The 14,898-nt window shown below is 40.7% G+C and carries 15 protein-coding genes; 14 read left to right on the top strand and 1 reads right to left on the bottom strand.

What is annotated here, in order from left to right; translation table 11 throughout:
- Positions 1 to 13 precede the first annotated feature (13 nt).
- The 11 genes from rfbB (at position 14) to ASG85_RS05490 (ending at position 9,416) form a co-directional block, all read left to right on the top strand.
- Positions 14 to 1,030 carry a dTDP-glucose 4,6-dehydratase gene (gene rfbB / locus ASG85_RS05535; RefSeq protein ID WP_060645587.1) on the top strand — a complete coding sequence of 339 codons (1,017 nt, stop codon included), beginning with the start codon at positions 14 to 16 and terminating at the stop codon, positions 1,028 to 1,030.
- A 2-nt stretch (positions 1,031 to 1,032) separates the two neighbouring features.
- The gene (gene rfbD, locus ASG85_RS05530) at positions 1,033 to 1,878 is read left to right on the top strand and encodes a dTDP-4-dehydrorhamnose reductase (RefSeq protein WP_060645586.1); all 846 of its coding nucleotides are present in this window, start codon (positions 1,033 to 1,035) and stop codon (positions 1,876 to 1,878) included.
- 71 nt (positions 1,879 to 1,949) lie between these two features.
- Positions 1,950 to 2,819 carry a UTP--glucose-1-phosphate uridylyltransferase GalU gene (galU, locus tag ASG85_RS05525; protein ID WP_060645585.1) on the top strand — a complete coding sequence of 290 codons (870 nt, stop codon included), beginning with the start codon at positions 1,950 to 1,952 and terminating at the stop codon, positions 2,817 to 2,819.
- Positions 2,820 to 3,488: 669 nt separating this feature from the next.
- A complete protein-coding gene (locus tag ASG85_RS39820) occupies positions 3,489 to 3,770 on the top strand; it encodes an acyltransferase family protein (protein ID WP_082587974.1) in 282 nt (93 codons plus the stop codon).
- 136 nt (positions 3,771 to 3,906) lie between these two features.
- Entirely contained in the window at positions 3,907 to 4,569 is a 663-nt protein-coding gene (locus ASG85_RS39815; protein WP_082587973.1) for an acyltransferase family protein, read from the top strand.
- A gap of 166 nt (positions 4,570 to 4,735) precedes the next feature.
- Positions 4,736 to 5,686 carry a glycosyltransferase family 2 protein gene (locus tag ASG85_RS05510; protein ID WP_060645582.1) on the top strand — a complete coding sequence of 317 codons (951 nt, stop codon included), beginning with the start codon at positions 4,736 to 4,738 and terminating at the stop codon, positions 5,684 to 5,686.
- A 103-nt stretch (positions 5,687 to 5,789) separates the two neighbouring features.
- Positions 5,790 to 6,656: a glycosyltransferase family 2 protein gene (locus tag ASG85_RS05505; RefSeq protein WP_060645581.1), complete on the top strand. Its 867-nt coding sequence runs from the start codon at positions 5,790 to 5,792 to the stop codon at positions 6,654 to 6,656.
- Between the two features lie 6 nt (positions 6,657 to 6,662).
- Entirely contained in the window at positions 6,663 to 8,069 is a 1,407-nt protein-coding gene (locus ASG85_RS05500; protein ID WP_060645580.1) for an undecaprenyl-phosphate glucose phosphotransferase, read from the top strand.
- An 82-nt stretch (positions 8,070 to 8,151) separates the two neighbouring features.
- Positions 8,152 to 8,277 carry a hypothetical protein gene (locus ASG85_RS39540; protein ID WP_261302619.1) on the top strand — a complete coding sequence of 42 codons (126 nt, stop codon included), beginning with the start codon at positions 8,152 to 8,154 and terminating at the stop codon, positions 8,275 to 8,277.
- 148 nt (positions 8,278 to 8,425) lie between these two features.
- Entirely contained in the window at positions 8,426 to 8,971 is a 546-nt protein-coding gene (gene rfbC, locus ASG85_RS05495; RefSeq protein ID WP_060645579.1) for a dTDP-4-dehydrorhamnose 3,5-epimerase, read from the top strand.
- 118 nt (positions 8,972 to 9,089) lie between these two features.
- Positions 9,090 to 9,416, top strand: coding sequence for a hypothetical protein (locus ASG85_RS05490; RefSeq protein ID WP_060645578.1), 327 nt, complete (start codon positions 9,090 to 9,092; stop codon positions 9,414 to 9,416).
- A 166-nt stretch (positions 9,417 to 9,582) separates the two neighbouring features.
- On the opposite strand, the gene ASG85_RS05485 is transcribed toward ASG85_RS05490, so the two are convergent.
- On the bottom strand, positions 9,583 to 10,662 hold the full coding sequence (locus ASG85_RS05485) for an acyltransferase family protein (RefSeq protein ID WP_060645577.1): 1,080 nt from the start codon (positions 10,660 to 10,662) through the stop codon (positions 9,583 to 9,585).
- Positions 10,663 to 10,878: 216 nt separating this feature from the next.
- Between ASG85_RS05485 and ASG85_RS05480 the strand changes: the two genes are divergently transcribed.
- From ASG85_RS05480 to alr, 3 genes are all read left to right on the top strand, one after another.
- Entirely contained in the window at positions 10,879 to 12,060 is a 1,182-nt protein-coding gene (locus ASG85_RS05480) for an outer membrane lipoprotein-sorting protein (protein WP_060645576.1), read from the top strand.
- 170 nt (positions 12,061 to 12,230) lie between these two features.
- On the top strand, positions 12,231 to 13,601 hold the full coding sequence (locus ASG85_RS38980; protein ID WP_060645575.1) for a YecA family protein: 1,371 nt from the start codon (positions 12,231 to 12,233) through the stop codon (positions 13,599 to 13,601).
- Positions 13,602 to 13,683: 82 nt separating this feature from the next.
- The gene (gene alr, locus ASG85_RS05470; RefSeq protein ID WP_060645574.1) at positions 13,684 to 14,874 is read left to right on the top strand and encodes an alanine racemase; all 1,191 of its coding nucleotides are present in this window, start codon (positions 13,684 to 13,686) and stop codon (positions 14,872 to 14,874) included.
- The last annotated feature ends 24 nt before the right edge of the window (positions 14,875 to 14,898 follow it).

The following is a 14,898-nucleotide window of genomic DNA, read 5'->3' as shown; positions in this document are numbered from 1 at the left end:
CGGTGGATTCATCTTGAAGCTACTAGTAACTGGCGGGGCGGGATTTATTGGGAGTAATTTTGTCATTTATATGCTGAATAAGTATCCCGATTATCAAATTGTCAATGTTGATTCTTTAACGTATGCGGGGAACTTGGAGAATCTGAGACAAGTTCAAGAGCATCCTAACTATACTTTTGTTAAAGCGGATATTGCTGACCCTGAGGCAGTGAATGAGCTGTTCCAGCAGGGTATTGATATAGTAGTGAATTTTGCCGCGGAGTCTCATGTGGATCGCAGTATTCTGGATCCGGGTATTTTTGTTAAGACAAATGTGGTGGGTACTCAGGTGCTTTTGGAAGCGGCGAAGGCTCATCAGGTTTCGAAGTTTGTGCAGGTTTCTACCGATGAAGTGTACGGCTCTCTCGGGGAGACGGGGCTTTTTACGGAATCTACTCCGCTTGAGCCGAATAGTCCGTACTCAGCTAGTAAGGCTGGGGGGGATTTGCTTGTTCGGGCTTATCATGAGACGTTCGGGTTGCCTGTGAACATTACACGATGTTCAAATAATTACGGACCGTATCAATTCCCTGAGAAGTTAATTCCTCTGATTATTTCTAATGCTCTGAGCGATAAGCCGTTGCCAGTTTACGGGGATGGGCTCAATATCAGGGATTGGTTGTATGTAGAGGATCACTGCAGCGCAATCGATTTGGTAATTCATATGGGGAAAAATGGAGAAGTTTACAACGTAGGTGGGAACAATGAGAGGACGAATCTGCAGATTGTAAGAACTATTTTACAAGAATTGGGCATGACTGAATCGTTAATCACTTATGTGCAAGATCGTCTTGGACATGATCGCCGTTATGGCATAGATGCGACTAAGATTACTGCTGAATTGGGATGGCAGCCGAAGTATCATTTTGAGACGGGTATTCAAGAGACAATTCGGTGGTACTTGGACAATCAGGAATGGTGGAAGAGAATCCAGTCGGGTACGTACCAAAACTACTACGCGAAGCAGTACGGGTCACGGTTGGGAGTGTAACGATGAAAGTACTAGTAACCGGTGCTAGCGGGCAGTTGGGCATGGATGTTGTTTCTGTACTGAAGTCGAGGTTCGAGATGTATGGGGTCGGAAGAGAACAGTTAGATGTGTCCGATCTTGAGCAATGTAAAGAGGTATTGAACAGTGTGCGGCCGGATGTTATTATTCATTGCGCAGCGTATACATCGGTGGATTTGGCGGAATCAGAGCAGGACAAGGCGTATTTGATTAATGCTTACGGTACAAGAAATATAGCGGTGGCTGCTGAAGAGATCGGAGCGAAGCTGTGCTATATAAGCACGGATTACGTTTTCGATGGTTCGGGTGATTCGGCATACACAGAGTATGACAATACCAATCCCCAGAGTGTTTACGGTAAGTCCAAAAGAGCCGGAGAATGGATGGTACAGAATTTTTCTCGGAACTATTTTATCGTGCGTACCTCGTGGGTTTATGGACTTCATGGAACGAATTTTGTGAAAACGATGCTGAAGTTGGCCCAAGATAGGGATAGGCTTAAGGTTGTCAGCGATCAGGTAGGTTCGCCCACGTATACGGTGGATTTGGCAAATTTCTTGGCAGATTTAGTTGAGACTAATAAGTATGGTATTTATCATGCTTCTAACTCTGGTGTTTGTTCGTGGTTTGATTTTGCCCAAGCAATATTTGAAGAAGCGGGATTGGTCGTTCGTCTAGAGCGGTGTACAACGGAAGAGTTTCCTCGACCGGCTCCGCGGCCTAGGTATTCGGTGATGGACCATATGTCCATTCGGGTTAATGGATTTCAGGATTTAAGGCCCTGGCGAGAAGCGCTGAGGAATTTCCTACAGCAATATCATAGAAGCTAATGATGAATGAGCTAAAGTTTAAACTATCATTAATTCTCATATCAAGTAAAGGGTAGACTGGGGCAATATTAATGAAAATCAAAAAGGCTATTATTCCAGCCGCTGGATTAGGAACAAGATTCCTTCCTGCTACTAAAGCAATGCCAAAAGAAATGCTTCCGATTGTAGACAAGCCAACTATTCAATACATTGTTGAAGAAGCAGTAGCTTCCGGTATCGAAGATATTATTATTGTTACTGGTAGAGGAAAAAGAGCCATTGAGGATCACTTTGATAACTATTTTGAATTAGAACAAAATTTGTTTGATAGGGGAAAATTCGACCTTTTGGATGAAGTTCAAAAACCTTCAAAGCTTGTAGATATCCATTATATCAGACAGAAGGAACCGAAGGGACTTGGACATGCCATATGGTGTGCGCGTAAGTTTATTGGAAATGAGCCTTTTGCAGTACTTCTTGGAGATGATATTGTGGTTTCTGAGACACCTTGTTTAATGCAAATGATAAATCTCTTTCACGATTATAAGTCCTCTGTCATTGGAGTAAAACAAGTTAGTGATGAAGAACGATGCCGATATGGAATTGTTGAAGCTGAGGAAGTTAGTGATCGAGTTTATAGGGCAAATAAACTATTTGAAAAACCTACTTTCGATGTTACTCAATCTAATCTAGCTATTATGGGCAGATATATTCTTACTCCTGAAATTTTCAATATCTTAGAAACTACTAAAATTGGGCGTGGTGGAGAAATCCAGTTAACTGATGCAATATCCGAATTAAACCAAATCGAGACTGTTTACGCTTTTGATTTTGTTGGGACAAGATATGATGTCGGGGAAAAGTTAGGTTTTATAAAAACAACAATTGATTTTGCTTTGGAACGCGAAGAGTTAAAAGAGGATTTGCTTGAATATTTAAAACAGGTTGTATTAACAAAATAGAAAAGAAATATGATGATTGTTTGGTGAATTTTGAGACTACTGGACTGAGGGATCAGTTTGGTGGTTTTTTTTGATAATCGATCTGTTATAATATTAGAGGGTATTATAGGTTTGATGGTGAGTTTAATTGTTAACGGAAGAAAAGATTACATTATTCATTTTTTCTCAAATTTATGTTTATTGGAGGATGTTTCCTCTTCCAATAGCCCCGAACCGTATTTTCATAAATCTTATCGTGCTCACGATTCATGATGGAAGCTATTGTTCGATAACCCATAAACGGATGTTTTGTGTAAAGCTCATTAATCCGGTGTTTGAGTGAGGCGTATTCCTCCGAGGATGGTGGAACCGGCTTGTAATATAGGCTGGAGCGGTTCAAGTTTAGTAGATCCGCTTGTACCAAGATTGCATGTTCGGGGCAGTCCCATTCCAATAGATCTATTCGTTTCTCTCGTGATAGATTTGAGGCTAGAGAGCTGTTAGTATGCCTTTAGGCGTTCTGATAGCTGTTTTGTGCGCGTATCTAATAAAGTCTGTGTAATCCCGGCGTGAGGTTATTCGAAGAACATATTGAGGTAATAGTCTGTAATAGTCATACTGAGGGATCAGTTTGGTGGTCTTTTTTTATATATTCGATGTGCTGTAATATTAGAGAGTATTTTAGGTTGGATGGTGAGTTGTTTGTTAACTGAAGAAAAGGTGAAGGCTTCAAATGAGGGTTTATTAGGATTACGAGGATTCCTTGCCTTGTCTGTAGTTATATATCATATTTATATATCTGGAGTTTTGGAAAAATATATATATGAATACCCGAAAGAAAATTTACTTTATTTTATTAATTATGTAGGACCGATATCAGTAAATATTTTTTTCGTAATTAGCGGTTTCTTAATCATTAAAAGTTTAACAAATAAAAAAACCATAAAGTTTTTTTTCTTAATAGGCTATTAAGGATTTATCCTGTATTTTTAACAATACATTTGTTCATTTTCACGGTAGGTCCTTTGATTGGTTATAAATGGATTTTTGGTATTGGATTTATACAGTATAGTATTCACTTTTTCTCAAATTTTTTTTATTGCCGGGGATGTTTCCTCTTCCGATAGCGCAGATCGTGGCGTGGTCATTGAGTTATGAACTTACATTTTATGTACTATCGGGAATTGTTTTTTTTATTTACAGAAATCAGTACTTGAATAATTATTTGAAATATATTTTTTATGTCTTTCTTGTACTTATTTGCATAGGAATCATTTATATACGACCCAATACTTTATTTTTTATTGTTGGCATAGCACTATTTTTAAGTGAAGACCAGATAAAGAAGTTGTACAAGCCCAAGAAAATATTATATTTTAACGGTAGTATCTTTCTTGTTTTAATTTATTTATCTTATGACAGGGAACCTTTCAATCTAATTCCAGCATTACTAAGTTTTCTGTTTTTCTTATCGATTATTACGGAGCATGGTTTAATATCAAAGTTCCTACAAATCAATTTACTAAAGTATTTGGGGAAAATTAGTTATAGTTTATATATGTGGCATACTTTGATTATGTTCCCCTTAAAAAAGTTAACGCCAAAAATAAGCTTATATGTAAACACCACATCGTTTACGTTTATTATTTTTGCAGTTTTAACTATTGCTTTGTCGATTATTACTTCCCATTTGTCGTATAAATATATTAAAATAAAATTAACCGATTTTATTAAACAGTTGCTGATAAGGAGAAAAAATATAAGCCTGTGAGACCAATTTTTAATAAAAAAAACAAACAGCAGAGTTCCCTAGACCTGCTCCAAGACACGCAAAATTCAGCTATTGAACATGAAGCAATCCATACTGATGGTTTTGAGGTTTACGGTCTTGACGTGAGGTGCTAGGACATTTTTGAAGGAGCTAGGAGAAAGTAAGGATGAAAACGGTTAGTATCCACATTGTTACTTATAATAGTTCAGAACATATTGATGACTGTTTGGAAGCTGTACTTAGGCAATCACAGCCCATTGAACAAATATTAGTAATCGATAATGCCTCAAAAGACAATACGTTAACTAAGTTAGCAAAATGGTCTGAGCAATGTACAATTGTTGAAAACAGAGTTAATAATGGCTTCGCTGGCGGACATAACCAAGCTATTCGGATGACAAACACGGATTATTGTCTAATTTTGAATCCTGATGTGGTTCTTGAGCGAGATTATGTACTTCATACGGTTATATCTTTAACAGATCATTCTCAAGCGGGCAGCGCAACAGGAAAGCTACTATTCAAAGCTGATTCCAATCAAATTGATAGTACTGGTTTAATCATTAACAAAGCACGTAGAGCCTTTGATCGAGGTGCACATCAGACAAGCGATCAGTTCAATCACGCTGAAGAAGTTTTTGGTGTATCTGGCGCTGCGGCTATGTATTCTCGTAAGATGATTAATGACATTAGCTTGAATGGCGAATTTTTTGATGAGGATTTTTTTGCATATAAGGAAGATGTGGATGTTGCTTGGCGGGCGCAGTTACTAGGCTGGAAGGCTTACTATGAGCCATCTGCTGTCGCGTATCACGAACGAGGCTGGAAGGAAGGCGGTAGGAGCAGTAAGCCGCTTTTTGTCAGAAGATTATCATACATTAATCGATATAAAATGATGGTGAAGAATGATCACGCAACGATGATTCTAAAGCATATCATTCCTCTGGCCATATATGAGTGCCTCAGCATTGCTTATGCTTTCGTGCGGGAACCGAAGCTGTTAGGGGCTTGGGATGATTTTTTTCGCAAGTATTCGGAGCTAAGGAAGAAACGAAGCATTATTCAAAGTAAGCAAAAAGTAAAACTTTCTGATATCAATAGATGGTTTATAAAATAACCCAAGTAAGATTAGCTAAATGAAGCTAGTCTTTTTTTAATCTAAAATTTATAAACCCATGTTATAATCAAAGTAACGAAATTAATAAAAATGAGGTTTTCAAGTGGATTTAAGTATTATTGTACTAAATTATAAAACACGCGACCTGACGTTAGCATGTTTACAATCTGTTTTCTCGTCAGCTACATATTACAAGTATGAGGTCATCTTAATCGACAATGCCTCCAATGACGGCATAATCCCTATGGTCAACGAGCAGTATCCACAAGTGGTCTCCATCGCAAACACCAACAACGTTGGCTTCTCCAAAGCCAATAACCAAGGCATCCGCATCGCCAAAGGACGATATGTCCTACTTTTGAACTCCGATACGATCGTTCAAGATGATACATTAGAAGTCATGCTCCGTTTCATGGACGAGAACCCCAACCTGGGAGCCAGCGGCTGCAAAATCGTACTTCCAGACGGTTCATTGGATAAAGCTTGTAAAAGGGGCTTTCCAACGCCCTCAGCGTCTTTTTACTATGCGTTTGGTTTTTCGAAGTTATTCCCTAAGGTCCCGCGCTTCAATCAATATCAGTTGGGCTACTTAAGTCCTGACGAAGAATACCCAATCGATTCACTCGTTGGTGCTTTCATGCTAATCCGCCGAGAGGCTATTGAGCAAGTGGGCATGCTAGATGAGGAATTTTTTATGTATGGTGAAGATATAGATTGGTGTTATAGAATAAAGGAAGCGGGTTGGGTGAATTATTATTACCCTCGCACTCAAATTGTCCATTACAAAGGTGCAAGCAGTCGTAGGAAGCCTTTTAAGATCATATATGAGTTCCACAGGGCTATGATTTTGTTTCATAATAAGCATTATCGTAAAAAGTATTCATGGCTGACGAATGCAATGGTTTACGCCGGAGTAGGCCTAAAGTTTTTACTTTCATTAGCCAAAAATAAACTAAAACCAGCGAGGTGATTTACATTGATTCGACAGAGTCAAGGGTTTTTGACTCAACTATATGCACTGGCCGACTTCATATGTATTCAGCTCGTGTTCCTACTTTCATGGTGGCTGAAATTTAGAAGCGGCTGGATTCCTTTTGATCCACCTCTTCCGTTCAAGCATTACATAATGTGGAGTGTCTGTTACGCAATAATAGCAATTATACTCAGTTATATGATGAACTTTTATACACCTAAGCGAAGGAAGCAATTCTCCTATGAGGTTCTGAAAATTATACAAGTCCATGTATTAAGCTTGCTACTGTTGTTAAGTGTATTGTTCATTTTAAAAGAAGTCGACGTCTCACGTTCTTATCTCTTATTATTCTTAGTCAACAATATCCTTTTCATCAGTTTTTATCGTTATATGATTAAAATCTCGCTAAAGCGTGTCCGGCAAAAAGGCTACAACAAGCAATTCATTCTTATTCTCGGTGCAGGCTCACTCGGCCGTCAGTTCTACACGAAGCTGAGACAGCATCCAGAGTTAGGGTATGAAGTCGTTGGATTCCTTGATGATTATCAGGAGAAACACGAAGTAACTTACCAGAGCTATAAGCCAATTATAGGAAAGATCGACGATCTGGAGTCCATATTGAACGATCTCATCATTGATGAGGTCATTATCGCACTACCTTTAGATGCGCATCGCAAGTTCGGCAGCATTATCAATGTCTGTGAAAAAATAGGCGTTAAAACACTTATCATACCGGATTTTTATGATTTCTTACCGTCCCGTCCTTATTTCGATAATTTTGCCGATATGCCGCTGATTAACGTACGTGATATCCCACTGGATGAGTTCCGAAATCGACTTTTCAAGCGAGCTTTCGATATTATTTTCGCTTCTATGGCTATTCTTATTACTTTGCCCGTTATGATTGCATCCATTATTGCTATTAAGTTAACTTCTCCAGGTCCGATCATTTTTAAGCAAGAGCGCGTAGGTCTAAACCGTAGAAGGTTTATGATGTATAAGTTCCGCAGTATGAATGTATTGGCAGAGAGTGCCTCCAATACGGAGTGGACGGTTGAAAATGACCCGCGGCGAACGAAGGTCGGTACCTTCCTCCGCAAAACGAGTCTTGATGAGCTGCCGCAGTTTTTTAATGTGCTTTTTGGACATATGAGTGTCGTCGGTCCAAGACCGGAACGTCCTTATTTCGTGGAACAATTCAAGGAAGAAGTTCCGAAGTATATGGTGAAGCATCATATTCGTCCTGGGATTACAGGCTGGGCGCAGAGCAATGGCTTGCGAGGAGATACTTCAATCGAAGAACGCATCAAGCACGACATTTTCTATATTGAAAATTGGACTTTTTTATTCGATATTAAAATTATTTGGAGAACGATTATTAACGGTTTTATTAATAAAAATGCGTACTAAAAATTTTTTCGCATCAACCGCATGATTCGTCAACATCTTCCCCATACTATGCATATACTTAGTATGCGGGGAGGTTATTATTATGATCGATCATGAAGACGCTTACCAGGATGATCATTTGTCGGTTGGCAAAGGGTTGATTGTTGGTGTTGTGTTCGGCTCCCTGATCTGGGCGGCCATTATTGCCGGTGTTGTGTATATGTGGTAGACGTATCTCATAAATAAAGAGGCTGCTGAGGCTATTTATAGCTCCTGGCAGTTTCTTTTTTTGTTTTGAAAGTGTCGGAAACTGAAGCACTAGCTAGAGACAATTATAAATAATCATGCATACGTTAGTTACAGAGGTGATCTAGCTGATGAATGTTATTGCCACAAAGCTGCCAGGGTTATTTATTATTGAGCCTGATGTTCATGGGGATCATCGGGGCTTTTTTATGGAAAGTTATCATCGTGCGAAATTGGCGGAGCATGGAATAGATATTCCTTTTGTTCAAGACAATCATTCTTTGTCTGTAGAAGTTGGAGTTTTGCGGGGACTTCATTTTCAGTTGAATCCTAAAGCTCAAACGAAGCTAGTTCGGGTTGTTTCAGGTGCAATTTATGATGTGGCTGTTGATATCCGTAAAAAATCTCCTACCTTCGGTGAATGGGTGGGTATCTTTCTAAGTGCGGCCAATAAGCGCCAGCTGCTTGTTCCTCAAGGTTTTGCTCACGGGTTTTGTACGACTGAGCCCCAAACTCAAGTGTTATACAAGGTGGATGAGTATTACTCTCCTGTACATGATAGGGGAATCTTGTGGAGCGATCCGGCTATTGGAATTGATTGGCCGACAGCTAATCCTATTTTATCGGAGAAGGATCAGAAGCACCCGTTGCTAAAAGATGCGGAGATCAATTTTTAAAAATTAGCTTTTGAAGTCTGTTAATGGATGGTTTTGAAGAAGGAAGAAAGGATATCGTTTGAATTAATTCTCGGGTATAATGAAATGTATATAGCTTCTGGTGTGGAGGTTAATCTTGATGAGTGAAATGATAGACCGTGAATTTCTAAGTGCGATACTCAGGAGATTGAATGAGATAGGCGCTGATGTTACGGCCATTAAAGATCGGGTAGAAAGTATAGACAGGCGATTGGGCAATGTTGAGGATCGGCTCACTGGCGTTGAGAATCATCTCACTGGTGTAGAGGATCGTCTCTCAGGTGTTGAAAATAGCTTGATAAAAATTGAAGAAACTTTACAAGATATCAAACAAGTTCAAATACAACAAGGTGAGCAGATTGCAGGTATTGGTGTTCCAATGATGGAGCATCCGGCAAGCATACGTACACTCAAATTGGTAAAATAAATGAGTAAGATTAGCTAACCTAATCTTGCTTTTTTTTTGCATACGCGTTCGCAAAGGAATTTCAGTTCTCTACTCAACTACAAGACGAGAGCATCTAATTTACTTGGCTTTTTTTAACACATAAAGAGGCTGCATGGGCTAATCAAAGCCAATGCAGCCTTTTTACCTATGAAACAGGATTAGATGCCTTGGAAGGACTTAATTTCATTGTATTTTTGAGCCCAGTAACAAGCGGTTTCTCAGCAAGTCTATAAGCTGCATAGCATAGGGGCACGACCATCGCCACAGTAATGAGATCCGTAACTAGAAATCCAAGCTGGTTAACCAAATGTGTCGCCACACTCAATTTCATTAAGATTGAAATAAACAATAGATGCGTTAGCAAAATCGTATATGAGGCATTTCCTAGCTTGCTCAGGATTTCCACCCAATAAGGCAACTGGAGTTGTTCAGGAACAGATGAAGCGCCTAATAGTACAAATGTAGCTGGTATGATGTAAAGCAGGTAATTGTGATAAGGGGCAAAAAGATATTTGTTGTTCACCCATATTAGCGCAAAGCCAAACAAACCTATACCAATCAACAATTTGTAGTGTTTATTTCTATGATGCTCCACCCATTTGGCCAATAAACAGCCTGTAATAAATTCCAAATTAACATCACTGAAGAGGAAGTTTAAATAGAAATGACGGTCAATATCAGCACCAATCAGAGGTACATGTAGAAAATGGCAAAGGGTTAATGTAACCCATATGGAAAGGAAGAGATAGGCTGGCTTTTTGCCAAGTGCCATGAGAAGGCTGAAAACCAAGTAAAAGAGTACAAAGTAACTTAACGACCAGGCAACTGGGAGTACCGGACCATGAGCTTGAGGCAGCAGTAGGAATGATTTGATGATGGTATCTTTATGTGTCTCATATCCGTAGCCAAAGCTCGGGACCATAAAATAAACGGGCAGTACAACGAGTGTAATTAGCCAGTAGAAAGGGTAGATACGTATTAGCCGATTCGATAGATAGGGAAGAACGCTCATTTTGGTTCCGATCTTATGGCCATATGTATGATACAGCAGAAAACCAGTAAGTACGAAAAAGAAATCTACACCACCCGATCGTCCTATAGCGCTGATCCCCAGTAAGTTGTATTGAAAGTACTTGAAGGACATGGCTGATGTATGAAACAGCAGCACAAAAAATGCTGCCGCTCCTCGTGAAGCTTGAAGCACGATTCTCTGATTGTTATTCAATAAAAACCCTCCGGTTCATGGTATTGATCCTACAAACCATCATGCCAGAAGATTATGAATAAATTATGTATACAATCTGAAAGGCTGCTGAAATGTTTAATAATTCCTTTATAAAACCTTTTTCAGGGCCAAGCCCCAACTCGTCTGCATAATCGGCCAAGTCCCCTCATATGCATGTACTATGTTGATGTTAATCATGAGTGAGGGGATGATCGAATGCGCCGGGTCACATGGGTGGTAGCAGTGGTGATGTGCTTAGCATTGGTTCTCGCGGGATGCGGGATGGGCAAGAAGGATGCAGGATCTATCGTAAAGGATTTGGATCATGTGATCAGCAAGTCGGGCAGTTATCAGGCTTCAGGCAGCATGATTTTGAACACAGGGCAGCAGCCGCAGGAGTATCAGGTGGAGGTGGCTTACTCGCCGGAACATTTCTACCGCATTTCGCTTACGAATGCGGGGAAGGACGTCACGCAGATCGTGCTGCGTAATGAGGAGGGCGTGTTTGTACTTACCCCGCATCTCAAGAAGAGCTTCCGCTTCCAAAGCGATTGGCCGGAGAATCAGGGGCAGGTGTATCTGTTCCAGTCTCTTGCGAAGAGTATAATTGCGGATAAGGATCGCCAATTTACGACGGATAATGATGCCTACGTGTTCGATGTTGCAGCCAATTATCAAAATGAGCAGCTGTCACGCCAAAAAATTTGGCTGAATAAGAAGACACTCGCGCCTAAGCAGGTTCAGGTGTCGGATGCGAATAAGAATGTATTGGTTCAAGTGAATTTTACGAATTTTGAATTCGATGCTAAGTTCGACAAGGACTATTTCCAAATGGAGCGCAATATGACCAGCTGGAATTTGAAGTCTTTACCTACGATGGCTGGTGCAGCGGATGCCAATCACCCAGCAACAGGTGATAAGTCTGTATCAGATAAGAATCTGTCAGCAACAGGCGGTCAATCTGATCAAGCAGCTGGCCAAGCTCAAGATGGGCAAAAGGCTACAGCGACTAAACCTGGAACAGATACGACGAAGTCAACTGCCGCGGCAAGCAAAGCGCAAAGTATTGGTATCATCGAGCCGTCCTATTTGCCAAAAGATGTAGTGAAGCAGGATATCACGGATATGAAGCTTGGTGAGGACGCAGCGGTCCTTTTGAGATACAAAGGGAAGTACAACTTCAGTCTCATCGAGGTGAGACCACAGGCCAAATCAGTGTCCTTACAACCGGGTACGATTGTTGATCTTGGATTCACGATTGGCGTGCTCACGGGGGATGAGAAGAAGACGCTCACTTGGACGAATGACGGCGTAGAGTTCAGATTGTCGACTGGCGATTTGCCTACGAATGAAATGATCAAAGTCGCTATGGCGACTGAGGGGCAGTCCGGGAAATAAGAATATATTGTGTCAATATAAGCTGAAAAAAGGGAAACTCTGTACGATTTGTGTAGGTGTTTCCCCTTTTTTATCCAATTTTTAAGCAAGAAGATTTAACCAACTCCCCATAAAGGGAGTTTTTTTGGTATAATGCAACTTTGGAGTAAATAGTTATTGGAGTGTCTTTGATGAAAACAACTGGTGAGTTAACAATGGACGTGCAACAGCAATATTGGGAAAATGAGATTGCCCTATTCGGCAAGTATCTTGCGGAGGAAGGCAAATTAAAAGCAGATACGATTGACAAACATATGGATCGCATGCAATTTATGACGACGGTTTATTTTAACAATTACGAAATTGATTATGAACAGCTGCAAAGAGAGACGATTGTTGATTTTCTTGGTCGTTTCTACATTAGCAATGTACTGAATAGCTCTAAGTCTGATATAAGTGCTTATTTACCTTCGATAAAAAAATGGGTGCAGTTTCTTCAGCAATCTGAAAAGATTTCGGCTAAACAGTGTGCTGATGTATTAGATGTATGTAAGAATAAAGAATTTTTCGTAGAGCGTTTTGAACAGTATATGGAGGCAAATAGTGACCTAGCCTTGGAAAATTGGCATAATTCAAATGACTTTAAGGCTTATATGGCTCTTCAGGCGTCTGAATCTGCACCTATCGTGGTTGAGATGAGACCTATTTTGGTAGATAAAAGTTTGCTCGAGCAATGGATGGATGAAAAGACAGCTGTGCCTCAAATCGTTGCAGATTTTCAAATGTTTCTGGCTTCCTTGCAGGATGCAAAGAATATTAAACTGACGACTGCAAGACAACATTTGCCGCGGAATTTTTGGAAAGAGCTTGATGAGAAGCTTGGCTTGGCGCTTTTTCGTAAACCGACTTTGAACCAGGATCAGGTGCCTTTGTTTCAATTCTTTTTCTATGCAGCTGAGAATCTTGGATTGATAACAGAGAGCAAGCAACAGTGTGTAGTTACGAACCAAGCAGCACGTTATCTTAATTTAACAAATATGGAACAAGCGGTCGTTCTATTAGATTCGCTTTGGAATAAGGTTACGTGGGAACAGCTGCAGGAAGCTAACGAGGGTGGTTATCCTGAGAGGATTCAGGCCTCAAGAGAGGCAATCGCAAGTGTGCTAGCAAGCTGGCCTGTAGATCAGGCGCAGGATGTTACGATTGAGTGGAAGCGTAACAGGGAATCTGGGAAGCTTCTTGACGAGAGCGCTGATGTGTTTCTGCATTCCGTTGTTGCTCTATTGGGACGTTTTGAACTGGTTAGTGCACAATTTAGGCCGGAGTCTGAAATCAAGTATGCTTTTCAGAGAACGCCAATTAGTATGGCTGTAAAAGCTTCGGGTATGCGCGTATTCCGCTATTTTGCTAATGAAAGTGTTCAAACTCAGCAGAAACCGGCGGTAGCTCGTATGATCCATTCTACGACTGATCTAAAGGCTGTTTCTGGTAAAAGTAAAATCGGACGCAATGATCCTTGCCTATGCGGTAGCGGGAAGAAATATAAGAAATGTTGTTTATAAGTCTGCAAAAGTAGTGTTGACAGTTTTTCGTGATTAGGCTTAACATAGGTTTACTTGTAATGGATAAATGAGGTGAACGCTGGTGGATGCTTTTTATCGTCCCACGTGGGTAGAGATTTCGTTAGATGCACTGCGAAGCAACATTGAAGGTTTTCAGAAGGTACTGCCGGCAGGAATGAAACAGATGGCAGTCGTTAAAGCTGATGCGTACGGACACGGGGCTGTTGAAGTATCCAAAGAGGCTCTCGATGCGGGTGTGGATTACTTGGGTGTTGCGTTTTTTGATGAAGCGCTGGAACTAAGGAATGCAGGGATCACAGCACCTATTCTGGTACTAGGCTATACGCCTCCAGAAGGGGTTGATAGAGCGCGTGAACTCGATGTGACGATTGCTGTCTATAGTAGGGATGTTCTTGAAAAGCTTTGTTTTCAGGGGCAAATGAAAGACGAGGCGCTTCAAAAGAAGCTAAAGATCCATATTAAGCTGGATACTGGCATGGGGCGGCTTGGTTTGCACACGGAAGAGGATGCTATTCCATTCATTGAGGAAGCGTTGACGCTGCCGAATGTGGAAGTTGAGGGTTTATTCACGCATTACGCGAATGCAGATGAAGTAGATAAGAGCTATACAATGGAGCAATATCGCCGTTTTGAGCGAATTGTGAGCTATTTTACGGATAAAGGTGTTACATTTCCATATATACATGCGGGCAATAGTGCAGCGGCCATAGATTTGCCGGGATTGACGTATTCGATGGTGCGTTTGGGGATTTCGATGTATGGTTTGTATCCTTCTGAGGAAGTCGATCAATCGAAAATTGAATTAAAGCCAGTGCTTAGTCTCAAAACAGGGATTGTTCATCTTAAAACGCTGCCGCCAGGCTCTGGAGTTAGCTATGGTACGATTTATCACACCAAGGGCCACGAACAAATTGGGACACTGCCGATTGGCTATGCGGATGGGTATTCTCGGATGCTTTCGGGTAAAGCGGAGGTTCTTGTTCGGGGTAAAAGAGTGCCAATCGTCGGTAAAATCTGTATGGATCAATGTATGATCAATGTCTCGGATGTACCGGATGTCCAGTCTCTGGACGAGGTTGTGGTGATCGGGGAGCAAGACGGAGTACGTATTACGGCTGAAGATGTAGCTCGTCAGCTCGGTACTGTTAACTATGAAATTATTTGTATGATTTCACATCGTGTTGCTCGCGTGTATGTTCGCGACGGCAAACGTATAGATGCAATTAATCCTCTCATGCGGCATCGCTACTAAAAATATCAGATTAAATTACCATTT

Origin of the sequence: Paenibacillus sp. Soil724D2 (genome assembly GCF_001427935.1) — a bacterium.
Classification (GTDB): Bacteria; Bacillota; Bacilli; order Paenibacillales; family NBRC-103111; genus Paenibacillus_E.
This window is presented reverse-complemented; position numbering and strand designations above follow the sequence as displayed.

Excerpts from the sequence above, each read along its gene's own strand:
- ASG85_RS05510 (WP_060645582.1), top strand. The coding sequence starts at position 4,736 with ATGAAAACGGTTAGTATCCACATTGTTACTTATAATAGTTCAGAACAT.
- ASG85_RS39540 (WP_261302619.1), top strand. The coding sequence starts at position 8,152 with ATGATCGATCATGAAGACGCTTACCAGGATGATCATTTGTCGGTTGGC.
- rfbD (WP_060645586.1), top strand. The coding sequence starts at position 1,033 with ATGAAAGTACTAGTAACCGGTGCTAGCGGGCAGTTGGGCATGGATGTT.
- ASG85_RS05480 (WP_060645576.1), top strand. The coding sequence starts at position 10,879 with ATGCGCCGGGTCACATGGGTGGTAGCAGTGGTGATGTGCTTAGCATTG.
- ASG85_RS05490 (WP_060645578.1), top strand. The coding sequence starts at position 9,090 with ATGAGTGAAATGATAGACCGTGAATTTCTAAGTGCGATACTCAGGAGA.
- rfbC (WP_060645579.1), top strand. The coding sequence starts at position 8,426 with ATGAATGTTATTGCCACAAAGCTGCCAGGGTTATTTATTATTGAGCCT.
- ASG85_RS39820 (WP_082587974.1), top strand. The coding sequence starts at position 3,489 with ATGGTGAGTTGTTTGTTAACTGAAGAAAAGGTGAAGGCTTCAAATGAG.
- ASG85_RS38980 (WP_060645575.1), top strand. The coding sequence starts at position 12,231 with ATGAAAACAACTGGTGAGTTAACAATGGACGTGCAACAGCAATATTGG.
- galU (WP_060645585.1), top strand. The coding sequence starts at position 1,950 with ATGAAAATCAAAAAGGCTATTATTCCAGCCGCTGGATTAGGAACAAGA.
- ASG85_RS39815 (WP_082587973.1), top strand. The coding sequence starts at position 3,907 with ATGTTTCCTCTTCCGATAGCGCAGATCGTGGCGTGGTCATTGAGTTAT.